The 23,535-nt window shown below is 68.5% G+C and carries 25 protein-coding genes and 1 pseudogene; 7 read left to right on the top strand and 19 right to left on the bottom strand.

What is annotated here, in order from left to right; all coding sequences use genetic code 11:
• Positions 1 to 274 precede the first annotated feature (274 nt).
• Genes EWE75_RS21025 through EWE75_RS21015 form a run of 3 tightly spaced genes read left to right on the top strand, consistent with a single transcriptional unit; the run spans position 275 to position 3,923 of the window.
• Positions 275 to 1,435 (top strand): hypothetical protein, encoded by a 1,161-nt coding sequence (locus tag EWE75_RS21025; RefSeq protein ID WP_130160057.1) that lies wholly within the window; start codon positions 275 to 277, stop codon positions 1,433 to 1,435.
• A 35-nt stretch (positions 1,436 to 1,470) separates the two neighbouring features.
• The gene (locus EWE75_RS21020; RefSeq protein ID WP_130160056.1) at positions 1,471 to 2,571 is read left to right on the top strand and encodes a DUF2336 domain-containing protein; all 1,101 of its coding nucleotides are present in this window, start codon (positions 1,471 to 1,473) and stop codon (positions 2,569 to 2,571) included.
• Entirely contained in the window at positions 2,568 to 3,923 is a 1,356-nt protein-coding gene (locus tag EWE75_RS21015; protein WP_130160055.1) for a sensor histidine kinase, read from the top strand. The genes EWE75_RS21020 and EWE75_RS21015 overlap by 4 nt, the downstream gene beginning before the upstream one ends.
• Positions 3,924 to 4,050: 127 nt before the next feature.
• Here the strand turns inward: EWE75_RS21015 and EWE75_RS21010 are convergent, their stop codons facing one another.
• The 6 genes and pseudogenes from EWE75_RS21010 to EWE75_RS20980 form a co-directional block, all read right to left on the bottom strand.
• Positions 4,051 to 4,398, bottom strand: a complete 348-nt coding sequence (locus EWE75_RS21010; RefSeq protein ID WP_130160054.1) for an arsenate reductase — start codon at positions 4,396 to 4,398, stop codon at positions 4,051 to 4,053.
• On the bottom strand, positions 4,395 to 4,817 hold the full coding sequence (locus tag EWE75_RS21005) for a GNAT family acetyltransferase (RefSeq protein ID WP_130160053.1): 423 nt from the start codon (positions 4,815 to 4,817) through the stop codon (positions 4,395 to 4,397). The genes EWE75_RS21010 and EWE75_RS21005 overlap by 4 nt, the downstream gene beginning before the upstream one ends.
• Positions 4,814 to 5,284, bottom strand: coding sequence for a GNAT family N-acetyltransferase (locus EWE75_RS21000; protein WP_206364835.1), 471 nt, complete (start codon positions 5,282 to 5,284; stop codon positions 4,814 to 4,816). The genes EWE75_RS21005 and EWE75_RS21000 overlap by 4 nt, the downstream gene beginning before the upstream one ends.
• 159 nt (positions 5,285 to 5,443) lie before the next feature.
• Positions 5,444 to 5,599, bottom strand: a pseudogene (locus EWE75_RS20990) (DUF1810 family protein); the annotation flags it as partial.
• Positions 5,596 to 7,233: an FAD-dependent oxidoreductase gene (locus EWE75_RS20985; protein WP_130160050.1), complete on the bottom strand. Its 1,638-nt coding sequence runs from the start codon at positions 7,231 to 7,233 to the stop codon at positions 5,596 to 5,598. The pseudogene EWE75_RS20990 and the gene EWE75_RS20985, both read right to left, overlap by 4 nt.
• Positions 7,234 to 7,283: 50 nt before the next feature.
• A complete protein-coding gene (locus tag EWE75_RS20980; RefSeq protein WP_427915806.1) occupies positions 7,284 to 8,627 on the bottom strand; it encodes a chloride channel protein in 1,344 nt (447 codons plus the stop codon).
• A gap of 277 nt (positions 8,628 to 8,904) precedes the next feature.
• On the opposite strand from EWE75_RS20980, the gene EWE75_RS20975 reads away from it, so the two are divergent.
• Both EWE75_RS20975 and EWE75_RS20970 read left to right on the top strand, forming a co-directional pair.
• Complete coding sequence (locus EWE75_RS20975; protein WP_130160048.1) at positions 8,905 to 9,834, top strand: glutaminase; 930 nt, start codon at positions 8,905 to 8,907, stop codon at positions 9,832 to 9,834.
• Positions 9,835 to 9,955: 121 nt separating this feature from the next.
• Positions 9,956 to 10,321 carry a YciI family protein gene (locus EWE75_RS20970; RefSeq protein ID WP_130160047.1) on the top strand — a complete coding sequence of 122 codons (366 nt, stop codon included), beginning with the start codon at positions 9,956 to 9,958 and terminating at the stop codon, positions 10,319 to 10,321.
• Positions 10,322 to 10,418: 97 nt separating this feature from the next.
• Here EWE75_RS20970 and arfB read toward each other — a convergent pair whose 3' ends face one another.
• Entirely contained in the window at positions 10,419 to 10,844 is a 426-nt protein-coding gene (gene arfB, locus EWE75_RS20965) for an alternative ribosome rescue aminoacyl-tRNA hydrolase ArfB (RefSeq protein WP_130160046.1), read from the bottom strand.
• Positions 10,845 to 10,893: 49 nt separating this feature from the next.
• On the bottom strand, positions 10,894 to 11,541 hold the full coding sequence (locus EWE75_RS20960; RefSeq protein ID WP_130160045.1) for an RluA family pseudouridine synthase: 648 nt from the start codon (positions 11,539 to 11,541) through the stop codon (positions 10,894 to 10,896).
• A gap of 72 nt (positions 11,542 to 11,613) precedes the next feature.
• Here EWE75_RS20960 and EWE75_RS20955 point away from each other — a divergent pair, with 72 nt between their 5' ends.
• Complete coding sequence (locus EWE75_RS20955) at positions 11,614 to 12,474, top strand: M15 family metallopeptidase (RefSeq protein WP_231708488.1); 861 nt, start codon at positions 11,614 to 11,616, stop codon at positions 12,472 to 12,474.
• 152 nt (positions 12,475 to 12,626) lie between these two features.
• On the opposite strand, the gene tatC is transcribed toward EWE75_RS20955, so the two are convergent.
• The 11 genes from tatC to EWE75_RS20900 form a co-directional block, all read right to left on the bottom strand.
• Positions 12,627 to 13,403 (bottom strand): twin-arginine translocase subunit TatC, encoded by a 777-nt coding sequence (gene tatC, locus EWE75_RS20950; RefSeq protein WP_130160044.1) that lies wholly within the window; start codon positions 13,401 to 13,403, stop codon positions 12,627 to 12,629.
• Complete coding sequence (locus EWE75_RS20945) at positions 13,400 to 13,813, bottom strand: twin-arginine translocase TatA/TatE family subunit (RefSeq protein WP_130160043.1); 414 nt, start codon at positions 13,811 to 13,813, stop codon at positions 13,400 to 13,402. The genes tatC and EWE75_RS20945 overlap by 4 nt, the downstream gene beginning before the upstream one ends.
• 30 nt (positions 13,814 to 13,843) lie before the next feature.
• Complete coding sequence (locus tag EWE75_RS20940) at positions 13,844 to 14,074, bottom strand: twin-arginine translocase TatA/TatE family subunit (protein ID WP_130160042.1); 231 nt, start codon at positions 14,072 to 14,074, stop codon at positions 13,844 to 13,846.
• Between the two features lie 27 nt (positions 14,075 to 14,101).
• Positions 14,102 to 14,719 carry an SMC-Scp complex subunit ScpB gene (gene scpB / locus EWE75_RS20935; RefSeq protein ID WP_130160041.1) on the bottom strand — a complete coding sequence of 206 codons (618 nt, stop codon included), beginning with the start codon at positions 14,717 to 14,719 and terminating at the stop codon, positions 14,102 to 14,104.
• A complete protein-coding gene (locus EWE75_RS20930; protein WP_130160040.1) occupies positions 14,716 to 15,444 on the bottom strand; it encodes a segregation and condensation protein A in 729 nt (242 codons plus the stop codon). The genes scpB and EWE75_RS20930 overlap by 4 nt, the downstream gene beginning before the upstream one ends.
• 316 nt (positions 15,445 to 15,760) lie before the next feature.
• Positions 15,761 to 16,768, bottom strand: coding sequence for a glycoside hydrolase family 3 N-terminal domain-containing protein (locus EWE75_RS20925; RefSeq protein WP_130160039.1), 1,008 nt, complete (start codon positions 16,766 to 16,768; stop codon positions 15,761 to 15,763).
• A gap of 82 nt (positions 16,769 to 16,850) precedes the next feature.
• Positions 16,851 to 17,570, bottom strand: coding sequence for an SPOR domain-containing protein (locus tag EWE75_RS20920; RefSeq protein WP_130160038.1), 720 nt, complete (start codon positions 17,568 to 17,570; stop codon positions 16,851 to 16,853).
• Positions 17,570 to 19,294 (bottom strand): arginine--tRNA ligase, encoded by a 1,725-nt coding sequence (argS, locus tag EWE75_RS20915; RefSeq protein ID WP_130160037.1) that lies wholly within the window; start codon positions 19,292 to 19,294, stop codon positions 17,570 to 17,572. The genes EWE75_RS20920 and argS overlap by 1 nt, the downstream gene beginning before the upstream one ends.
• 92 nt (positions 19,295 to 19,386) lie before the next feature.
• Positions 19,387 to 20,085 (bottom strand): hypothetical protein, encoded by a 699-nt coding sequence (locus tag EWE75_RS20910; RefSeq protein WP_130160036.1) that lies wholly within the window; start codon positions 20,083 to 20,085, stop codon positions 19,387 to 19,389.
• Positions 20,086 to 20,177: 92 nt separating this feature from the next.
• Positions 20,178 to 21,323, bottom strand: coding sequence for a DUF1501 domain-containing protein (locus tag EWE75_RS20905; RefSeq protein ID WP_130160035.1), 1,146 nt, complete (start codon positions 21,321 to 21,323; stop codon positions 20,178 to 20,180).
• A gap of 3 nt (positions 21,324 to 21,326) precedes the next feature.
• Positions 21,327 to 22,745, bottom strand: a complete 1,419-nt coding sequence (locus tag EWE75_RS20900) for a DUF1800 domain-containing protein (protein WP_130160034.1) — start codon at positions 22,743 to 22,745, stop codon at positions 21,327 to 21,329.
• Positions 22,746 to 22,954: 209 nt separating this feature from the next.
• On the opposite strand from EWE75_RS20900, the gene EWE75_RS20895 reads away from it, so the two are divergent.
• Entirely contained in the window at positions 22,955 to 23,242 is a 288-nt protein-coding gene (locus EWE75_RS20895) for a hypothetical protein (protein WP_130160033.1), read from the top strand.
• Positions 23,243 to 23,535 lie beyond the last annotated feature (293 nt).

The following is a 23,535-nucleotide window of genomic DNA, read 5'->3' as shown; positions in this document are numbered from 1 at the left end:
CAATTTGCTCCAGCACGACACCCGAAAACTCTCCATCCGCAGAAAATTTAAACACGCCGGATGGCACGACGACTATCTCTCTTCTCTCCTCGCTCAAATGCGATAGCCCTGCCCTGGAAGGGAGGGGTCGGGGGTGGGTGGGTTTGGGGCGGCCGATCCGTTCCCTCGAGAGCAACCCACCCCCGCCCCTCCCTTCCAGGGAGGGGAGAACGTCGCGAACGGCACATTCCGCATCACCTTTGCCTTTGCCGGCAACACCGCCTAATGGCCCCCGATGCTGGCGGGCCTGATTTTTGCGACGGAAGATGCCGAGGATCGTGCGGGAACGCTGGCGGAGACGCTGCCGTTCGGCGGACTCACACTCATCGAATTCCAGGCGCGGCTGCTGATTGCAGCCGGCGCGACCCAGATCGTGCTGGCGGTGGCGCGGATGACGCCGGGGCTGCTCGGCGCGATCAGCCGGATCGGGCGGCGCGGCGTCACCGTCGATGCGGTCCGCACCGCGACCGAAGCGGTGGAGAAGCTCCACCCGCTCGCGCGCGTGGCGGTGGTGGCGGACGGCGTCGTCACGACCGGCGATACGGTCGCGCTGCTCGCCGCCGAACGCGGCGACACATTGCTCGTCACCGATGACGGCGACGATCGGTTCGAGCGGATCGGCGTGTCGACCGCCTGGGCCGGGCTCGCGCTGATCGAGGTCGCGCGGATCAAGGACGTCGCGGCGATGCCGCACGATTATGATTTCCAGTCGACCCTGCTGCGCATCGTCGCGCAATCGGGCGCGCGCCAGATCCGCCTGCCCAAGAGCGCCGAGCCGACTCACGGCATCGAACGCGATTCGCAGGCGCTTGCGCGCTGGGGCAATGCCATCGTCGCGACGCTGATGGCGCAGCCCGAGCGCTGGGCGGATCGCTACGCCACCGCCCTGCCCTCGCGGCTGCTGTTGCCGCCGCTGCTCGCGCGCGCCGCGCCGAGCTGGGCATTCAGCCTCGGTGCGGGCATTGCCGGGCTTGGCGGATTGGGCGCGATCCTGTCGGGGTGGCTCGCAATCGGCCTCGTCGTGCTGCTCGCGGCGATGCTGTTCGCGACGATCGGCCATACGCTCGCGTGGCTGCGCGACGAGGCGTTGCCGGCGCGGGTTCTCGCGGTCGCGGCGCCCGGCATGGCGGCGGTAAGCCTGCTCGCGGTCGGCAATGCCACGCATGTCGCGCTCGGCTGGGCGCTGGCGATCGGTGCGCTTATCGCCGGCGGGCTGGTCGAGCGGATCGCGCGCGCCACCTGGCCGCGCCGCTGGTGGTCGAGCCTCACCGCCGCGCCGATCGTGATGCTGCCCTTCGCGCTGTTGGGCTATCCGCTCGTCGCGCTCGGTGTCGCCGGGCTGTATGCTGCCGCGACGCTCGCCGTCGCGATCGAAACGCTGATCGAAAATCCTTAGGCCCGTCTTAACGATACCGCGCTAGTCATGCGGTCATGTCGATCAGCGATCGCGATCCGAAGTCCGGCGGCCGGCCTGCCGCCCCCACGCTGCTCGCGCGCGCGGCGGCGGCGGATCTGCGTGCCGACCGCCGGCTCGCCACCGCAATCGACGATGCGTTCCTGGGCGATGACGGCCGACTCGACGATCGCGCCCGTGCCGCCCTCGCCGCCACGCTAGACTCGTTGGTCGGCGGACTCGAAACCGCGATTCGCACGCACGCCGCCCGCCTGCTCACCGCGCGCGCGCTGCCGCACCTCGCCGGGCTGATCGCCGACGGCGTGCCCGCGCTCGATCGCCTGCGCGCGGCCGGGCTGCTGCGCGACCCAGAGCTGATGCACGAGCTGATCGGGCGCGTTCGGCAGGGCCTGATCGCCGACGCACTGCCGATCGAGCCGCCCAACCACGCCGATCAACCGAGCCTGCTCGCCCGCCTGTCGCGCGACGCCGATCAGACCGTCGCGCGCGGTGCAGTCGCGCTGCTCGCCGCTGAGGCCCACCGCAAGGCGCCGATCGTCCCCAGCGCGACGCCGCGCACCGATCTGCCGGCGCCGCTCCACCGTCGGCTGGCGTGGTGGGTTGCCGCCGCGCTGCGCGACATCGCCTCGGGCGATATCGACGCGCTCGACCGCGCGCTCGCCGAAGCGGCGCAGCGCAGCATCGCCGCACATGACGAGAGCGACGGACTAGAAGCGGCGGCGACTCGCCTCGCCGCCGCGCTCGACGCGCGCGCGGAGGAGCTCACCGCGCTGCTGAGCGATGCGCTCGCCGACCAACGGCTGTCGCTGTTCATCGCGCTGCTCGGCCATGCGCTCGGCCTCGGCTATGGCGACGTGCGCGATCTCGTGCTCGATCCCGATGCCGAGCGGCTGTGGCTGGTGCTGCGCGCGCTTGAGCTGGACCGCACCGCGATCGCGCATATCGGGCTGGCACTGTGCGAGGCCGATCCGCGCCGCGACATCGAACATTTCGCCGACACGCTCGACAGCATCGCCGCGATCGACCCCGAGCAGGCACGCGTAGCGATCACGCCGCTGCTGCTCCCGCCAGACTATCGCGCCGCGATGCTCGCCGTCGCGCGCGGGGTGCGGGCATGAACGCGCACGATCCGGTGCTGCCGCTGGTGCGCGGCCTCGTCGATCCGGACGGACGGCTGGTCGCCGCCGATCAACGACTGAATGATCTCAACGCGCGCGCGGGCGGTGCGCTGGGCGAACCGCTGGCGGTGCCGCAACTCGCACGGCTCGCGCGGCTGGCGCAGCGGCTCGGCATCCTCGTCTCGCGCGGCGTGGTCGCGGCGGACGGGGCGGACGATCTGCAATTGTGGGTGCGCGCCGAGCCGGGCGCGGCGGGCGTATCGCTCACCATCACTGGCTGGAGCGGCCGCCCGGCCTGGACCGCGCCGGAGACGAGCGGCGAAGCGGAGCACGCGTCGTTCGCCGCCGATGCCGACTGGCGTTGGGAAACCGACGCGGCATTGCGGCTGACCTTCCTCACCCCCGATGTCGGCACGCGCCACGGTTTCGATGCCGATGCGCTGCTGGGGCAGCCGCTCACCACCTTGTTCCTGCTCGGCGAGGACGAGACCGGCGGCTTCCCGATCCTCGGCGGCCTCGCGATGCGCGAGCGGTTCGAGGACCAGCCCGCACGCCTGCGCGCGACCGGCGAGCCGCTGCGCCTCGCCGCTTCCCCACGCAACACTCTTCGCGGCGAGTTCGTCGGCTTCGTGGGCGCGGTGACGGTCGAGCGCGCGGAGAGCACGCAGACCATCGACGATGCCGGCGGCGCCTTCGCGGCGCGGCTCGACACCGCGCTTCGCGCCCCGCTCGGGCGGATCATCGCCAATGCCGACAGCATCAACGCCCAGTCCGACGGGCCGCTTCGGCAGGATTACGCCGAATATGCCGCCGATATCGCCAGCGCCGCGCGGCATTTGATGGGGCTGGTCGATGATCTCGTCGATCTGCAGGCGATCGAGCGGCCCGACTTCCACGTCGCGACCGAGACGATCGACCTCGCCGATCTCGCCCGCCGCGCCGCCGGCCTGCTCGCGGTGCGCGCGTCCGATTCGAAGGTGCGGATCGATAAGCCCGCGCTTGGCGAGGCCCTGCTTGCGCGCGGCGAGTTCCGGCGCGTGTTGCAGATCCTCGTCAACCTGATCGGCAATGCGGTACGCTATTCGCCCGAGGGCGGGGTGATCTGGGTCCGCGCCGAGCGCGAGGGCACGGTCGCCGCGATCATCGTCGCCGATCAGGGCAAGGGCATCGCCCCGGAAGATCAGGCGCGCATCTTCGAGAAGTTCGAACGCGTCGATCCGCGCGAACCCGGCGGCAGCGGCCTCGGCCTGTATATCGCCCGCCGGCTGGCGCGCGCGATGGGCGGCGACATCAGCGTCGACAGCGCCCCCGGCCACGGCGCGAGGTTCGTGCTGACATTACCCGCCGCCTGATCCTCCCCGGCACGGGGAGGTGGCGCGCGCAGCGCGACGGAGGGTGGCTTCCACAAACGACACCGCCCGAGGAAGCCCCCCTCCACCACTCGCTTCGCTCGCGGTCCCCCTCCCCGTGCCGGGAGGATCACCCCAGCCCAGCCGCCGCGTAAACTTCCGGCTTGAACCCCGCCAACAGCGTCGCGCCACTCTCCAGCACCGGCCGCTTGATCATCGACGGCTGCGCGATCATCAGATCGATCGCCTTGTCGCGGCCAAGATCGACCTTGTCCGCCTCGGGCAGCTTGCGGAACGTCGTCCCCGCGCGGTTGAGCAGCACCTCCCAGCCAAGCACATCCGCCCAGCCCTCAAGCGTCGCCCGGTCGATCCCGGCCTTCTTGTAATCATGAAACGTGTAGGCGACGCCATGCGCGTCGAGCCACGTCCACGCCTTCTTCATCGTGTCGCAATTGCGGATACCGTACAGCGTCGTCATCGTCCCTCATCACCTTCCAGAAAGCGCCCGAACACCACCACCGGCTGCCGCTCCAGCCCCAGCGCTTCGTAAAACCCGAGCGCGGCGGCATTGCCCTCGCGCACCATCAACTGAACCTTGGGCACGCCGCGCGCACGAAGCCAAGCTTCAGCCGCCGCCATCAGCGCGCGGCCCAGCCCGCCGCGCTGCCGATCCGGCGCGACGGCGAGATAATAGACCCAGCCGCGATGCCCGTCGAACCCGACCATCGCGCTGCCGGTGACATCCGCACCAGCGCGCGCCACCAGCACGGTCGATGTCGCAGTGCCGAGCGCGAGCGCGAAATCGGCGTGCGGATCGTTCCACGGCCGCGTCAGCCCGCAGTCGCGCCACAGCGCGACCACCGCCGCCGCATCGGCCGCGCTCGCCGCCTCGATCATGCGATGCCCTGCAGATGCAGCTTATAGCCGATATGGCTGCGCTCCCAGCCGAGCCGCTCGTAGAAGCGGTGCGCGTCGATGCGGTCGCGCTGCGTGGTGAGCTGCACCATCCCGCACCCCGCCGCCCGGCACTGTTCGACCGCCCAGTTGACCAGCTCCGCGCCCAGCCCATGCCCGCGCAGATCGCCCGCGATCCGCACCGCCTCCAGATAGCCGCGCGAGGCACCTTTGCGCGACAGACCGGGCAGCACCGCGATCTGCACCGTGCCGACGACGCGACCATCCAGTTCGGCCACCACCAGCCGCATGTTCGGGTCCGCCACGATCGCCGCGAACGCGGAGAGGTAGCCGGGGTCGAGCGGCAGGCTGGCGTCCTCGCGGGTCGCGCCCTTGATGTCGTCGGCGAGCATCGCGACGATCACGGGCAGGTCGTCGCGCGTTGCGTCGCGCATGTGCAATCGGGTCACACCATCCTCCCCCCAAAATGCGGCTGATAGCATGGCCGCCAATGTGCGAAACCCCGAACCGTCGCCCCGGCGCAGGCCGGGGCCGCTGTGTAATTTGGCGAAGGACCTGCCCCAAACCCGGCGGCCCCGGCCTGCGCCGGGGCGACGAAATCAAACGATCCGCGCCATCGCGCTCGATCCCAACCCGGCAATCTGCGGAAACACGAACCACATCCAATGGCTGCGCTTCGCCCCCCGCCGCACTTCCGCCAGCGCGGTCGCGTAACTATCGGCCTGCGCCTCCAGAAACCGCTCAAGATCGAAGGGGTCGCTCATCCCGCCAGCAAGGTGTGGATCTGCGACACCACCGCCGCGCCCTCGCCCACCGCCGCCGCGACTCGCTTGGTCGATCCGGCGCGCACATCGCCGATCGCGAATACGCCGGGCCGGCTGGTCTGGAGCGGCAAAGACGCTCCGCCGGTGACGATGAAGCCCTTGTCGTCGGTCTCGACACAGCCGTCGAGCCAGCCGGCATTGGGGTCCGCGCCGATGAACAGGAACAGGTGGCGCAGCGCACAGCGCTTGGTCTCCCCGGTCGCCTTGTCCTGGAAGATCGCCGCGGTCAGCCCGGTGGTGCGATCGCCCTCCAGCCCGACCACTTCGGAGCCGACATGGATCGTCACATTGGGGAGCGCCGCGATCCGCTCGATCAGATAGTGCGACATCGTCTCGCGCAGGTCGCGGCGCACGACGAGGTCGAGATGCTGGACCTTGGCGGCGAGGAACACCACCGCCTGCCCCGCCGAATTGCCGCCGCCGACCAGCGCGATCCGCTCGCCCTCGCACAGTTTCGCCTCGATCGGCGACGCCCAGTAGGACACGCCGTCGCCGTCGAACGTGGCGAGATTGTCGATCGCCGGCTTGCGATAGCGCGCGCCGCTGGCGACGATCACCGACCGCGCCTGAATCGTCCCGCCGCCTGCCAGCACCAGCGCGAGCGGATCGCCGGCGGCATGCGTCTTGCCACAATCGAGCCGCTCGACCGCAAGCGGCACCGCCACCTCGGCACCGAATTTGAGCGCCTGGCTGAACGCGCGGCCGGCCAGCGCGCGCCCCGAAATGCCGGTCGGAAAGCCGAGATAATTCTCGATTCGCGCGGATGCCCCCGCCTGCCCGCCGGTCGCGCGCTCGTCGAGTACCACCACCGCCAACCCCTCGGACGCGGCATAGACTGCCGCCGCCAGCCCCGCCGGCCCCGCGCCGACGATCGCCACGTCATAGAGCTTCTCGGGGTCGAGCGTGGGCGTCATGCCGAGGCATGCCGCCGCCTCGGTGTCGCTCGGCCGCCGCAGGATCGTGCCGTTGGGGCACACCATCAGCGGCAGTTCGTCGGGCAGCACGCCGATCCGCTCGACCAGCGCGTGGCCCTCCTCGTCCGATTCGGCGTCGAGCACCTGATTGGGATAGCCGTTGCGCGTCAGGAAGCCCTGCAACCGCACGACATCCGGGCTGTTCGGCGCGCCGATCAGGATCGATCCGGCGCCGCCCTCCTCGATCAGCCCGACCCGGCGCAGGATCAGCGCGCGCATCACGATCTCGCCGAGATCGGCCGATCCGACCATCAGCGCGCGCAGATGCGCCGCGTCGAACGGCAAGGCGGTGCAGCCGTCCGCGCCTGCCACCCCGGCGGCGATCGTCGGCCGCCCGGAAAGCTGCGAAACCTCGCCGCTGAACTGGCCGGCGTGATGCTGCGTGATCGTCGCCGCGCGGTTGAGCCCGTCGCGGCGAGTCACGTCGATCGCGCCTTCCAGCACCAGCCAGGCCGGCGCGCCGACGTCGCCGATCTCGTACAAGGCCTCGCCCGGCGCGAAGTGCCGTTCCGGCCCGCTCGCGAACCGGCGCGCGACCGCGATCTGGCTCGCGTCGAGCGTGGGGAACATCTGGTGACTGCGCGTGTCGATCGTGCTCATGGCGGGAGTATCGGCGATGTCGCGGGCACCACGCAACCCGATACCGTCGGTTAGGTGCGATCCGCCGCCGGGGTGGGGGCCGGCTCCACGAACCCGCGCGAGAGGCCGTGGTACAGCCGCTCGGGCGAGATCACCGCGCTCACCGCATCGGCGATCAGCGCGGTTGCGAACAGCGGCAGGATCATGCCGCGGCTCGCGGTGGTCTCGGTGATGATGATAACTGCGGTCAGCGGCGCGCGCACCACGCCGACGAAATAGGCGACCATGCCAAGCGTCACCACCGCGCCGCCCGGATCGTTCGGGAATGCCGCCGCCACCAGATGGCCGATTCCCGCGCCCACCGCCAGCGACGGCGCGAAGATGCCGCCGGGCGTTCCGCTCAGCGTCGTCGCCAGCGTCGCGATCGCCTTGCCCGGCCCGAACCACAGTGATCCGTTACCACCCTCGACGAGATGCCGGGTCGCGTCATAGCCCGTCCCCCACAGCGCCCCGCCACTGGTGATGCCCAGCACCGCGACCACCAGCCCGCAACCCGCCGAGAACAGCACCGGCCGCGACCGCAATCGCCGCAGCCACGGATGTTTCGGCGCGCCGAACGCCAGCACGATCCGGCTGAACAGCCCGCCGCTCACCCCGCCGACCACACCCGCGACCGGGCAGATCAGCAGCACCGACAGGATCGGCAGCGTCTGCCGCATCTGGCCGAAATACACATAGTCGCCGGCAATGCCGAGGCTGACCAGCCCCGAAATCATCACCGCCGCCATCACCAGCACCGCGACGCGCTGCTCATACGCGGAGGCGAGTTCCTCGATCGCGAAGGCGACCCCGGCGAGCGGGGTGTTGAACGCCGCCGCCACGCCGGCCGCACCACCCGCGATCAGCACGCCGGCAGTGATCGGCACGCGCAGCAGCCGGTGGACCGCGATCATGATCGCGGCGCTGACCTGCACGGTCGGCCCCTCGCGCCCGACCGAGGCGCCCGCGAACAGCATCGTCACCGTCATCGCGATCTTGGCGAGCGCGGTGCGCAGCGACACCAGCGGCCCCAGCGACGATCGCTCGGGCGTGCGGCTCGCCGCGATCACCTGCGGAATGCCCGACCCGCGCGCCTGTGGCACCCAGCGCATCGTCGCCCAGGTGATACCGGCGAAGATCGCCGGACTGAGCAACAGCGGCGCATAGGGCCAGTGCGTCACACCTTGCGCGAACTGATGCTGCGCCCAGTCGCCCGCCTTGGCGAACAGCAATGCGACCACCCCGAGCAGCACCGCGCCCACGCCCGTCGCCAGACGGCGCCGGAACACGCCGAGCGGCAGGTCCAGCCCCTGCTTGCGCCCGCGCACCCAGCGCCCGAGGCGCTCGCGCGCCACCGATACCCACGATCGCATCATTCCCCGCCTGTGCCAGATGGTGCGCCGCAGCGCTACCCGCGCGAGAGGGTGCTTGGACATTTGCGATGGTTCCCCGCGAGTGGGAGAGCTTTGCGTAAACCCTTCTTGTTCTCCCGCGCAGGCGGGAGCCCAGAGTCCCAAGAGCCGCCAATCGTGTTTTGCTTGGCCCTGGGTTCCCGCGTTCGCGGGAAAACAATGAAGATACGCGCTCGGCGGCTCACGCACACACGGGCAGAACATAGCTGACGATCCTCATCCCGCCCGCTACGCTCGCGCTATGCCCAACCTCTCCACGATCGTCGCCGAGATCGCCGCCGAAATGGCCGACGCGCCCGATCGCGGCGCGGTCGCCGATTACATCGCGCCGCTCGGCGCGGTCGATCCGCGCAAGTTCGGCATCGCCGTCATCGATGCCGATGGCGTCTGCCACGGCGCGGGCGATGCCGAGGAAGCCTTTTCGGTGCAAAGCGTCGCCAAGGTGTTCGGCCTCACGCTCGCGCTCGGCGCCGGCGGCGATTCGGTGTGGAAGCGCGTCGGCCGCGAACCCTCGGGCACCGCGTTCAACTCGATCGTACAGTTGGAGACCGAACGCGGCATCCCGCGCAACCCGTTCCTCAACGCCGGCGCGATCGTCATCTCCGACATCCTGCTCGGCAACCGCCAGCCCGCCGAGGTGATCGCCGAACTGCTCCGCTTCGTGCGCGCGCTGGCTGGCGAGGACGGCATCTTCATCGACAACGCGGTCGCCGCCGCCGAGGAAGCGACCGGATACCGCAACAAGGCGCTCGCCAATTACATGCGCGCATTCGGCAACCTCCACCATGATGTCGATCGCGTGCTCGGCGTCTATTTCCACCAATGCGCGCTGGCGATGAGCTGCCGCCAGCTCGCGCTCGCCGGGCGCTATCTGATGCGCAGCGGGCGCAACCCCTCGACCGGCCATTCAGTCGTCTCGCCCCAGCGCGCCCGCCGCATCAACGCGCTGATGCTGACCTGCGGCCATTACGACGGCTCGGGCGAATTCGCCTTCCGCGTCGGCCTGCCCGCCAAATCCGGCGTCGGCGGCGGCATCCTCGCGGTAGCGCCGGGCAAGGCGAGCATCGCGGTGTGGTCGCCCGGCCTCAACGATCGCGGCAACTCGCAACTCGGCACGCTCGCGCTCGAACGGCTGGTGCAACGCACCGGCTGGTCGGTGTTCGAGGGGTGAAGCGCCACCCCACCGTTCGTCCCGAGCGAAGTCGAGGGGCGGGCCGCAAGCGCAGATGCCTCGACTTCGCTCGGCACGAACGGTTATGATCTGATCGCTCTTTCGATCGGGGAGACGGCACATGCGCGTGATGGTCATCGTCAAAGCCACCGAGGACAGCGAAATCCCGCTGCCCCCGAACCCTGAAGCGATGGCGGAGATGGGCCGGTTCAATCAGCAACTCGTCGCCGCCGGCATCATGCCGCCCGACACCGGCATCGGCCTCAAACCCTCATCGCAAGGCAAACGCGTCGCCTTCGACGGCGCCGACCGCACCGTCATCGACGGCCCCTTCCCCGCCACCCGCGAGCTGGTCGCCGGCTTCTGGATCTGGACGGTCAAGGACATCGACGAAGCGGTCACCTGGGTGAAGCGCTGTCCCAACCCAATGCCCGGACCGAGCGAAATCGAAATTCGTCCGCTCTACGAGCCGGAGGACTTGGAATAATCCGCGAAACATACACCCGTTCGTGCCGAGCGAAGTCGAGGCACCTGCGCTCCGTATCTGTCCCTCGACTTCGCTCGGGACGAACGGAGTCCCGCGATCAATCCGTCGTAACACGCCCCCGCCCGGCCTTGATCCCCGATCGCTTCACCTTGCCGTCCACCCGGCGCGTCTGCGAAGCCTTGGTCGGCTTGGTCGGCCGGCGCTTCTTCGGCACGATCGTCGCTTCCTTTATGAGAGCAATCAGCCGCTCGCGCACGTCCTGACGGTTCTCATGCTGCGAGCGCGATCCTTCGCTCCGCAAGACCAGAACGCCCTCCCGCGTCAGCCGCGATCCCGCCAGCACGGCGATCCGGTTTTTGACGGCAAGCGGCAACCCCGGCGAATTGCCGACATCGAAGCGCAGGATCACCGCGCTATCCGTCGTGTTGACATGCTGCCCGCCCGGACCGCCTGACCGCGTGGTCGATTCCTGAAGCTCGCCATCATCGATCGAGATGGAGCGGGTGATGGGAATGGCGACCATCGCCCGACGATAGCCGATCGCTACCGCTTGGAAAACGGGCTGATCACACTCAGCCGCCGAAACCCGCCTTGAGGAACCGTTCGGGCAGCGGCGCCACGGCGACGATCGGCTCCTTGCCAGCGCGCGGGATCGTCAGCGCGGCGGCGTGCAGCAGCGTCTCGCCCCCGCCGCTGCCGTAAATCGGATCGCCGACCACCGGCGCGCCGAGCGCTTCGGCGGCGTGGACGCGGATCTGGTGCGTGCGCCCGGTCTCCGGCGTGAACTCGACGAACGCGCGCCCGTCCTTCACCGCCAGCACGCGCCAGCCGGTGCGCGACGCCTTGCCGGCGGGGTCGCCCTGCATTCGCCAGCCCGTCTCGGCGGTGCTGACCTTGAGCAGCGGCAAGTCGATCAGCCCCGATTCGCCCTCGGGCACGCCCTCCAGCACGGCGAGATAGCGCTTCTGCACCAGCCCCTGTTCGAACGCCTGCTGGAGCCGCGCATGCGCCTTGGGGTTGCGCGACAGCAGCAGGCAACCCGACGTGTCGCGGTCGAGCCGATGCACCGGATGCGGCCAGCGTTTGAACCCGAAGGTCAGCCCATCCATATGGTTTTCAAGGGAGATCGACCCGTCGCGCGGACGATCGACGGGCAGACCGGCGGGCTTGTCGATGACAAGCGCCTCGCCGTCGAGGAAAAGAACATGGTTGGCTAACATGAAGCCGTCTTGCCACCGCAAGCGCGCGCATGCCAGAGCGGTTCGACGATGCGACGCGACAGACCTTCTCCGATGCGATGGCTGGCATGGGTGGCGCTCGCCGCACCGTCGCTGGCAATGGCCGCCGCCCCCGAACAATTATGCCCCGGCCAATGGGTGACGCCCGGCGCCGACGGGCGCGTGCTCGGTCACATCCCGTACCGCGAGGCACCGTACAGCGAGCTGGTTTCAGCCCCCGCCGGCTTCGCGCTCGGCCAGCCCTGCTACGTCCAGCGCGACGTCGCACCAGATCTCGCGCGGATGCTCGCCGCCGCGGCGGCGACGCCCGGCATCGGCAACAGCCTGCGCGGCGTATCGTGCTATCGCACGATCGAGCATCAGCGCGCGGTGTTCTGCAGCCAGATCGGCCCGCGCAAACGCTGCCACGACGCCGCCGAGCGCGCGCGCACCGTCGGCCCGCCGGGGCATAGCGAGCATGCCACCGGTTATGCGATCGATTTCGGGCTGCGCCCCACCGGCGGCTGCGGCGATGTCAGCCCATGCCTCGCGCGCACGGCGGCGGGGCAATGGCTGATCGCGCATGCGCCTGAATATGGCTTCGAACTAAGCTTCCCCGCCGGCAATGCGCAGGGCGTGACGTGGGAGCCGTGGCACTGGCGCTGGGTCGGCGCGACGCTCGCCACGCCGGGCGCGGCGCGTGCCCGGCTGCTGTTCGCCCGCGCCCGCAGCGAGTTTCCCGCCACCCCGCAAATCCGCGACGTCGCCGACGGGTGGATCGGCGTGATCCGCCCGGCGACACCCGCGCCTGCGCCGGCCGTGCCACCAGCGGTCCGGCCCTATCTGCAGAGCCATCCGCAAAGCTATTTCATCCAGCCGCTGCCCACGCCAACGCCGCAGCCAAGCCCGCTGTATCGCAAGACCCCGCGGGGGTAACCCCGCCCCCACCCGTTCGTCCCGAGCGAAGTCGAGGGACAAGCCCCAAGCGCAGGTGCCTCGACTTCGGCCCTTTGGGCCGAAGTTTATCCTGAGCGGCTGGCTTGCCAGCCAGCCGAAGGGCTCGGCACGAACGGGTGGGACTGGAAAGCCTAAACCGCCTCGACCCCGGTCTCAGCCGATCCGCGCCGCTTCTCGGTGAACCAGATCGCGATCAGCGCGAGTTCGTAGAGCAGGATCAGCGGCACCGCGAGCATCACCATCGATCCCGCGTCGGGCGGCGCCAGCACCAAAGCGATCGCGAAACAGCCAACGATCGCATAGCGCCGCGCGCCGGCAAGCTGCGTGCGCGTGACGATGCCCGCCCGCTCCAACAGCATCAGCACCACCGGCAACAGGAAAGCGATGCCGAACGCGAACAGGAACTGCATCACGAAATCGAGATATTTGTCGACCGCCGGCAGCGCGGTCTGCTCGATCCCGCCGACATTGCCCTGATAGCTCAGCAGGAAGTGCAGCGCCGCCGGCACCGCCGCGAAATAGGCCATCGCCGCGCCGGTCGCGAACAGAAACGGCGTCGCGATCAGGAACGGCAGCAGCGCGCGCTTTTCTTTGCGGTACAGGCCCGGCGAAACGAACCGCCAAAGCTGGTTGGCGATCACCGGAAACGAGATCATCAGCCCGGCGAACAGCCCGACCTTGAGCTGGACGAAGAACGCCTCGAACAGCCCGGTATAATAGATCCGCTTCTGCCCCGCACGGATCAGCGGCTGGACCAGGAAGCCGAAGATCGGCTCGGCGAAATACAGGCACACCGCGAACGCCACCGCCAGCGCGCCGAGGCTGTACAGCAGCCGCCTGCGCAACTCGACAATATGGTCGAGCAATGGTGCGCGCGAACCATCCAGTTCATCGACGGGTGCGTTCACGAGGATGCCTTGTCCAAAGTCACCGGAGCCGGCGTCTCGGCCGCAGCGACCGTGGGAGTCTCGACGTAAATAGGCGGACCGTCCTCGCTATAATGGCTTTCCGAATCCGGCAGCGCCGGCATCGCCGGTGGCGCGTCGATCGCCTCGATCGGCGGCGCTTCCAGCGCGGGGGTGGGCGGATGCTCGCGCATGATGCGCTCGTTCTCCGCCGCCCATTTCTTTTCCATCTCGTGCAATTCGGCTTCGCGCACCATCGTATCGAAGCCGCTGCGGAATTGCTGCGCAACCCCGCGCATGCGGCCGACCCAATAGCCGGCCACCCGCATCGCCTTGGGCAGATCCTTCGGCGGAATCACCACGATCGCGACCGTCGCCAGGACGACCAACTCCATCGGCTGGAAATCGAACATTCTAAGGCGAAACCTTCTTCGTAAAACGCCTTAGCGGTCCTCGCGAACCTTCTCGCCGTGCGCGTCGAAGGCAGGCTCAGCGGCAGGCTTGGCTTCGATCCGGCTCGGCGAGCGCGGCTCGTCTTCCTCGGACATGCCCTTCTTGAACGATTTGATGCCCTTGGCGACATCGCCCATCATGCTCGAGAACCGACCGCCACCCAGCACGAGGATCGCCAGCACGCCGAAAATGAGCCAATGAATTGGACTACCGAAACCCATCATGTTTCTCCTGAGTATGGTTTCTATCTAGTCCTCTTCTAAAGGATTTGCCACCTCGTTCGTGTCGGCGCCCGCATCGGGCACCATCTCCAGCGCCAGATCGGCCGGATCGAGCAATCCAGCCGCGCGCAAATCCTCAAGCCCCGGCAGATCGCGGCGGCTGGCGAGGCCGAAATGCGCGAGGAATTCGGGCGTGGTCGCATAGAGCAAAGGCCGCCCCGGCACCTCGCGCCGCCCGGCCGGGCGCACCCAGCCCGCCTCCATCAATACGTCGATCGTGCCCTTGGAAATCTGCACGCCGCGAATCGCCTCGATCTCGGCGCGCGTCGCGGGTTCGTGATAGGCGATGATCGCCAGCGTCTCGATGCCGGCGCGGCTGAGCTTGCGCGGTTCCTCGCGGTCGCGCCGCAACAGATGCGCCATGTCGGCGGCGGTCTGGAAATGCCAGCGCTCGCCGCGCCGCACGAGTTCGATGCCGCGCCCGGCATAGTCTGCGGCCAGCCTCTCCAGCGCGCCGCGCACGTTCGCGCCCTCGCCGACATGCGCGCGGATCGCGTCGATCGTCAGCGGCTCGGTCGCCGCGAACACGATCGCCTCGACCGCGCGGACGAGATCGTCCGGCCCGGACTCGCCGAAGCCCGTCATCGCGGCGCCCGCAGGTAAAGTGGCGCGAACGGCGACTTCTGCTGCAACTCGACCTTCCCCTGCCGCGCCAGTTCGAGCGCCGCGAGGAACGACGAGGCGAGCGCCGACTTGCGGAACACACCCGTAGCGCTGTCGGGCAGGAAACTCTCGATCACCGCCCAGTCGACCGCACTGCCGACCAGCCGCGCGACTCGCTCCAGCGCCGCCTCAAGCGTCATCACCGGGCGATTGGCGACGATGTGCATCACCGGCCGCGTCCGCGCGCTGATCCGGCCATAGGCTGCGATCAGGTCAAAAATCTCCGCCTGCCACAACGCCTTGCGCACGGTTCGCAAGCCCTCGGGGGCACCGCGCGGAAACACGTCGCGCCCGATCCTGTCGCGCGCCATCAGCCGCGCGCCGGCCTCGCGCATCGCGTTCAGCCGTTCGAGCCGCAATTGCAGCCGCAGCGCGAGTTCCTCCGGGCTGGGCTCGATCTCGGGATCGCGCGGCAGCAGCAACCCCGATTTGAGATACGCCAGCCACGCCGCCATCACCAGATAATCGGCGGCGAGTTCGAGCCGGATCTCACCCGCCGCCTCGATGAACGCGAGATACTGATCGACCAGCGCGAGGATCGAAATCTCGCGCAGATCGACCTTCTGGTTGCGCGCCAACGCGAGCAGCAGGTCAAGCGGCCCTTCCCAGCCGTCGAGATCGAGTGTGAGCGTCTCAGCTTCGGTCATCGCACGCAATCACCCACGAGCCGGTCCGCCACCCGGCGACCAACCGTCACCAGACCACCAGCGGGCATCCGACCAACAATCGTCACCCCAGCGCACGCTGGGGTCTTTGTGGGGAGGGCGCGCGCCGTCACCGGGAGACCCCAGCGTGCGCTGGGGTGACGGCTTAACCGAGCGGCCCGCACCGATCCTCCCCGGCACGGGGAGGTGGCGCGCGCAGCGTGACGGAGGGGGGCTTCCCCAAACGACACCGCCCGAGGAAGCCCCCCTCCACCACCGACCTGCGGCCGGCGGTCCCCCTCCCCGCAAGCGGGGAGGATCACGCCAGAGCCAGCAGCGCGTCGCGCTTCGCGATCAGATCCGCGAACGCCTCGCCGCTGCGCTTGCCCGCCACGCTCGCCATCGCCCGATCGAGCCGCGCCCGCGACACCACCGACATCTCACCCAGCCGCCCGACGATCTCGACCATCTCGTTCATCCGCCCCCAGCAATCGAGCACCACGTCGCACCCAGCCGCGATCGCCCCCGCCGCTTTCTCGCCAGCCGTGCCCGACAGCGCCTTCATGTCGATATCATCGGTCATCAACAGCCCGTCGAACCCGATCCGGCCGCGAATGATGTCCTCGATCACCACCGGCGACAGCGTCGCCGGACGCGCGGCGTCCCACGCATCGAACACGATATGCGTCGTCATCCCCATCGGCGCGCCCGCAAGCCGGCGGAACGGCTCCAGATCGACCTCCAGCGCAGCGTCATCGGCGGTCACGCGCGGCAGTTCGAGATGGCTGTCGACCAGCGCCCGGCCATGCCCCGGCATATGCTTGACCACCCCGACCACGCCAGCACGCGCCAGCCCGTCGAGGATCGCCCGCCCCAGCGCCGCCACCCGCATCGGCTCATGCCCGAGCGCGCGGATGCTGATGATCTCGGCAGTATCGGGCTGCGCGACGTCGAGCAGCGGCCAGCAATCGACCGTCACGCCGACCTCGGCGAGCATCGCCCCCGTCGCCTCGGCATGGGCGCGCGCCGCCTCGATCGCCGAGACCGGCGCGACATCGTACAGCGCGTCGAACGCCGGGCCGGCCGGAAACGCCGGCCATTCCGGCGGCCGCATCCGCGCGACCGGCCCGCCTTCCTGATCGATCAGGATCGGCAGGTCGTCGCGCCCGGTCAGCGCGCGCAGATCATCGGTAAGCGCCCGCACCTGCGCGCGGCTCTCGATATTGCGGCGGAACAGGATGAAGCCGACCGGCTGGCTCTCGGTGAAGAACCGGCGTTCGTCGGCGGTAACGGTAAGGCCGGACAGGCCGAAAATGACGGGCTTCATCAGCGCGGCATATCAGCGGTGCGCGTTCAGTGCCACCATCCCAAACCGTTCGTGCCGAGAAGCTCGGCACGAACGGGAGCGATCAATCCCGCGCCACGAAGCACGCCTCGCCGGCAACCTTCAGCTTCCCGCACAATTCGCTCGCCTGGCTCGCGCTGCCCGCGTTGACGCGCAGCCGGTAGGCGGTCTGGCCGTTGACCTCGGCGGACTGCACCGATTTGCCGAGCGGCGCGAGATACGGAATCCGCCCCGACAGCTTGGCCCAAGCCGCATTCGCAGCCGCCTCTGACGGGAACGCGCCGAGCTGGACGAGCGCGCCGCCTGCCGTGCCATGCGCAACCGGCGGGGTCGCCGTCTTCGCCTCGAGCTTGCCGTGCGAGGGCGGCAGCGCCACCTCCGCCTTGCTTGCGCCGGCGCCTTCCTTGGCGGCGGGCGCGGCCTTCTTGCCGACGATCGGCGCTTCGGGCACCGCTTTCACGTTGATCGAGGCGTTGCCGCTGCCAGCACCATTGCTCGTCGCGATCGCGCTGTCGCCTTCGCCCTCGACCTTGAGGCCGCCCGGCTCGTCGGGCTTGACCTTGTAATCGCCTTCCTGCGCGGCAATCAGCGCGCCGTTGCCGCCGGTGTCGCGCGCGCTGCGCAGCAATTGATAGCCGAGGATCGCCGCCGCGATCACCGCGAGCAACGCCGCGACGATCAGCACGATATGCAGCGCCGACGGCCCTTTGTTGTCATAATCTTCGGCGGTCTCGAGCCAAGGCAGCCGGTCGCCGTCGTCCGCATCGATCTTGCCGAAGGCCATCAGTTCATCTCCTCGACCGCCACGACACCCATGATGCCGAGGCCGTTGCGAATGATCTGCCCTATCGCATCGGCCAAGAAAAGCCGAGCGCAGGTGATCGCGGGATCATCGGCGATCAGGAAGCGGCGGTCCACCCGGTCGTTGCCGACATTCCACTGCGCATGCAGGCTCGCCGCCAAGTCATAGAGATAGAAGGCGATTCTGTGCGGCTCACGCGCCGTCGCCGCCGTCTCGACGATACGCGGGAACTGCGCGGCGAGCTTCACCAGCGCAAGGTCTTCCGTGTCAAGCTGGGACAGGTCGACGCCCTCGCACACGATCTTCGCCTCGGTCGCGCGGCGGTGCAGCGAGGCGATGCGCGCATGCGCGTACTGGACGTAGAACACCGGATTGTCCTTCGACGCCTCGACCACCTTGGCGAAGTCGAAATCCATCTGCGCATCGGCTTTCCGCGTCAGCATCGTGAAGCGCACCACATCCTTGCCGACTTCGCGCACGACATCGGCGAGCGTCACGAAATTGCCCGAGCGCTTGGACATTTTCACCGGCTCGCCGGCGCGCAGCAGCCGCACCATCTGGACGAGCTTCACGTCGAAGCGGGTCTTGCCGCCGGTCAGCGCCTGCACCGCTGCGGTGATGCGCTTGACCGTGCCGGCATGGTCGGCGCCCCAGACGTCGATCAGCGCGTCGGCGGATTGCGCCTTCTGGTAATGATAAGCGAGATCGGCGCCGAAATAGGTCCATTGCCCATTCGACTTGCGGATCGGCCGGTCCTGATCATCGCCGAACTGGGTCGAGCGGAACAGCGGCAGCACCACCGGCTCCCAGTCTTCGAGTTCCTGGCCCTTGGGCGCTTCGAGCACACCGTCATAGATCAGCCCGCGCGCGCGCAACTCCGCCTCGGCCGCCTCGGGCTTGCCCGCCGCCTGCAACTCGGCTTCCGACGAGAACAGATCGTGGTGGATGCCGAGCAACGCGAGATCGGCGCGGATCATCACCAGCATCGCCGCCACCGCCGCCTTGCGGAACAGCACCAGCCAGTCGCTCTCGGGCGCGTCCACGAAGCGGTCGCCATATTCGGCGGCAAGCGCCTGCCCGACCGGCACCAGATACTCGCCCGGATACAGCCCTTCCGGGATTTCGATCTGCGCGCCGAGCGCCTCGCGATACCGCAGGTGCGCCGAGCGCGCGAGCGTATCGACCTGCCCGCCCGCATCATTGACATAATATTCGCGGATCACCTTGTGCCCGGCGAATTCGAGCAGCGCGGCCAGCGCATCGCCCACCACCGCGCCCCGGCAATGCCCCATGTGCATCGGACCCGTCGGGTTGGCCGAGACATATTCGACGTTGACCGTCACGCCGCGCCCGATCGTCGCGCGCCCGTAATCGGCGCCGGCATCGTGGATCGCCGACAGTTCGGCGCGCCAGCTATCGTCGCTGAGCTTCATGTTGATGAAGCCCGGTCCGGCGATCGACACGTCCTCGACCTCGTCGAGCTTGCGCAACTCGACCGCGATCTTCTCCGCCAGCGCGCGCGGATTGGTCCCCGCCGGCTTGGCGAGCACCATCGCCGCGTTGGTGGCGAGATCGCCGTGGCTCGCATCGCGCGGCGGCTCGACCGTCACGGGCGCGCGGTTCAGCCCGGCGGGCAAGTCACCGGCGGCAACGAGCGTATCGAGCGCCGCATCGAGATGCGCGGCGAAACGGGCGTAAAGGGTCATGTGGGTTCCGGTCGTCTGAAGCGAGCGCGCGCCTTAGCCGAGTTGCTCCCGCGACTCAAACCAGCCGCACGCCCCGCACCCCGGACGCCCGGTCAGGACTTCTTTTTCTTCGCGAGCCACTCGACATAATCTTTCGAGAACGCGTCGCGCAGTTCGATTTTCGCCGCCTCGGTCTTTTCGGGCGTCTTCGGCGGAAAATCCTCAAGCGGATTCTTGACCATGCCCGTCGATGTCGAGACCGCCAGCGGTTGATCCTTGAACTCGCGAAACATGAAAGCGGTGAGCAGATTGCTGCCGTACATCATGGCTTTATGATAGAAGATGAAGGTCGTCAGCAGTTCCGAATAGCATGGCGATTGCGATGCAGTCAGCCGCTTCCCCGCCTTGAGCGTCTGGTTCAGCACAGTAATCTTGGCCTTGAGCGCCGGATCCTTCTTCACATCCTCGTTGAACGGCGTGGGCTCTTCCAGCACGATGCGCGTGGTCGCCGGCAGTTTTAAGGACGCAAGCAGCCCGATCTTGTTCAGTTCCTCCATCTGGATGTCCGGGCCCAGATAGTCCTTCATCAAATCCTTGACGGTCTGGACCCGGTTCTTGTGGGCGGCCTGATCGGCCAGCACGCCCACCACGGCGAAGCCCGAGAGCAAGCCCGAATTCATTCCGAGATAATTGTTCGTCGGCCAGACATGCAGCTCGCACGCCCCCCCGCTCGCGACCGAACCCGGCACCTGCTGCGCGGACGCAGCAGTCGACAGCGTGATTGCGGTCATAAGACAGACCGCACCAATCATTTTCTTCAATGTGCTTCCCCCCGGAATATGCGGCGGAGAATGCCATGACCCGCCATCGCTATCAACCGAAAATCAGGCGGCCATATCCACGTTCACACCAGTCCTCTGACCGCCACCCCACCCTTGCTCTCCGGGAACAGCGCCGCCATCGCCCGCCCGCCGGAAATCCCAAAATGCGCCGCCGTCGCCCCCGCGATGAAGCCATCGAGCGGCATCGTCGCGCGCAGGTCGCGGTTCTCGTACAGCGCCGCCGGCGCCAGCCCCGGCCAGTCGGCGATCACGCGCCCGCCCTTCACCGCGCCGCCGAGCAGCATCGCGCACGCACCCGTGCCGTGATCGGTGCCGCCAGTGCCGTTGACCGCGACGGTGCGGCCGAACTCGGTCGCGACCAGCACCATCGTATCGGCCCACACCGGGCCAAGCCCGGTCTGAAGCGCGCCGATCATGCCGTCGAGACCCTTCAACTGCGCCGCCAGCCGGCCGCGCTGGTCGGCATGCGTGTCCCAGCCGCCGGTCTCGATCATCGCGATCCGGGCGCCATCGGCAGGTGCGAGCAGCTTGGCGGCGAGCGCACCGGTCGCCGCAGCGGTCTTGCCGTTGTCGGCGGCGAGGTCGCCGGTCAGGTTGCGCGTCGCCAGCGCCTCGCTCCACAGCCCATGCAACTGGCTGTCGCCGGCATAGAGCATCGATACGCGCTGCATCAGATCGTCGGACGCCTGCGGCAACGCCGAGGGCGCATAGGACGCCACCTCATGCGGCCCGCGCAGTGCCATCGGCACCGCGGTCGCGATCGCGATCGCCTTGGCCTCGCCGGGCGAAAGCAACCCGAGCATCCGGTTGAGCCAGCCGTCCCTGAGTTGATACGCGCTCGCCCCGCCGGTCTCCAACACGTTCTGCCCGTCGAAATGCGAACGGTCGCGGTACGGCGAGGCAACGGCCTGCGCGAACAGCGCCTGCTTCTGCCCATACAGCGCGTTCACGCTCACCAGCGCGGGGTGCAAAGCGAAGGTCGCATCCAGCTTGGGCGCGGTCGCGAAATCCTGCGTGAAGGCGCCGCGCGCCCCCGCGAACGCCGGATCGCCGACCGGCGCGACGATGTGCAACCCGTCCGCCGCGCCGCGCTGGATGATGAAGATGAAGCGGCGGTCGGTCGCCGCCTTGGCGAACGCCATGCGCGGCGCGAACGCGGCGGCAAGGCCGAGCGCGCTGGTGCCGATGAAGCTGCGACGATCGAGCATGTCCTATCTCCGCTGGAATTCGGGGGCGACGAGCAGCAGCGCGAGCGCCTGCCCCTGGCTTTCGGCGCGCGCCAGCGCCTGCGTGGTGGCGGGGCTGACCGCACCTGGGAACAGTTTCGGCGCCAGCGCGCGCGCCTCGATCGTGGTCGGCGCCCTTTGCGCGAAGCGTTCCGCCGCCTCGACCCGGCGCATCACCGCGTCCGATCCGGCCCAGCTCGCCGCAATGTCGTCGTACCCAACCGGCTGGCCCGGCTTCCACACCGGCTGGCCGAGCTGAGTCATCAGCCCCGCCACCGCCTGCGCATCGACCGTCTTCTGGCCGAGCGCGCGCATCGCGCCGATCGACCATTCCCAGGGGGTGCGGAACTTGGCCGGCGCCTCCACCCACGCCTCAGGCGAATCGATAATCGCGCGGTACACGGTCGGCAGATCGCCATGCGATTGCAGATACGCCGCCCGCAACCGTGCGACCATCGCCGGCGGCGGCGTGTCGCCCGCGAAGTGGCGTGCCAGCTTGGTGGCGAGATGAGTCGCGGTCGCGGGGTTCAGCGCGACATCGTCGAGCACCGCCTGCGCCTGCGTGACCCCGCCCGCCGGATAGACCTTGCCCATGATATTGCGGTCGCCGGGCTGGTGCATCGCATCGGCGAACAGGAAATCGCCCGGCAGGCCATCGGTGCCGGCCAGCTTCGCGCCGGGCGCGCGGCCGATCCCCGATACCGTCCAGCCGGTCATCGCCCGCGCGAACTCGGTCACGTCGGCCTGCGTATAGCCGCTGCGCACGCCAAGCGTGTGCAGTTCGAGAATCTCGCGCGCCAGATTCTCGTTGAGGCCGACCTTACCGCCGCGCCTCCGGCCGATCACACTGTCCGGGCCGACCGATACCGCCTGATCGAGATAGAGCAGCATCGCCGGATGGCGCTCAACCGCGCCGAGCATGTCGCCGAATTTGCCCAGCACATGCGGCCGGATCGCCTCGAATTCGAGCGTCCCCGCAAGCCCAGTCAACTCCAGCTTGTCGGCGGACACCGCGAAATGGTTCGACCAGAAATACACCAGCCGCTCGACGAACGGCGTATCGGTGAGGAGCGCGTTCTGCGCCCGCGCGCCAATCGCGCCGGTATAATCCTGCCGCCCGGCCCGCCTTGCGAACCGCGCCTGCTCACGCATCGCGTCGGTGCGCGGCGGAATCATGCCGGGCGACGCCGCCTTGGCCTGCTCGCGCAGCGTGCGCTGGTCGCGGAAATACGCAGCGAGTTCCGCCGACACACCCGCGCTGGTCGGCGCGGCGAGAATCGCGTCGGGCTTGGGATCGTATTTGGCGAACTGCCCGGTCAGCCACGCCTTGGGATCGGGCGGGACCGGCTGGTCGGGGCGGTTGCCCAAACCGAAACGATTCAAGGCGATACTTGCGGGGCTCATCGGCCATGTCTCCTGCGCCCCCGGTCACAGCTACATAGGCCCGATTTGTCGCAAAATCATGTCGCGCCCACGATCTGGCGTTCGTTTCGTGCAACTGGTCGCGCAATCTTTGCGATTGGCGGAATTGCTGCACCGCAATATCAGGTCTCTCGACAACGAGAAAATACAGGATGCTGATCTGGCTTTCGACCCAACCGAAAGGAAAGATCATGAACAAGACCCTCCTCCTCGCCGCTTCGCTTTTCGCAGCCGTTTCGACCCCCGCTCTGGCCGACACCGCGCCGCAGCACACCTTCACGCGTGATGGCGACACCTATGTCTACACGACCAAGCAGGTTGCCAACCGCACGATCATCTCGGGCCGCGTGCTCAACACCGGCGACACGTTCGAACTGGCCGTTCGTGGCAACCGCGTGACCGGCGTAACCGGCCGTCGCGAAGTCTCGTTCTCCGTGCCCGCAGCATCGGCCCGCGCCGTCGCTTCGACCGCGAACTGATCACCTCCATCCCAACGAAAACGCCGCCGCGCGATGCTTCGCACGGCGGCGTTTTTGTGTCTGGGGCTGAGCGTTCGCCCCCGAGGGGGCGTTAACCGCTGCCCCAATCCTTCCGTTCGTCCCGAGCGAAGTCGGGCGGCCGCCCCGTAAGCGCTACCTATGTGACTAATACCAAGATTCACTGATCAGAACTCGCGAGCCCAATCACGCAGGCCGATAGACATGATCTTCCAGGGCTGGTCGACCAGCTTGTTCCAGGCGTCGCAGCAATGGTCGACGATGTCGTCATAGGA

The organism is Sphingomonas populi, from assembly GCF_004208535.1.
Lineage (GTDB): Bacteria > Pseudomonadota > Alphaproteobacteria > Sphingomonadales > Sphingomonadaceae > Sphingomonas > Sphingomonas populi.
Note: the sequence above shows the minus strand (reverse complement) of the source record. Positions and strands in the feature narration are given on the sequence as shown.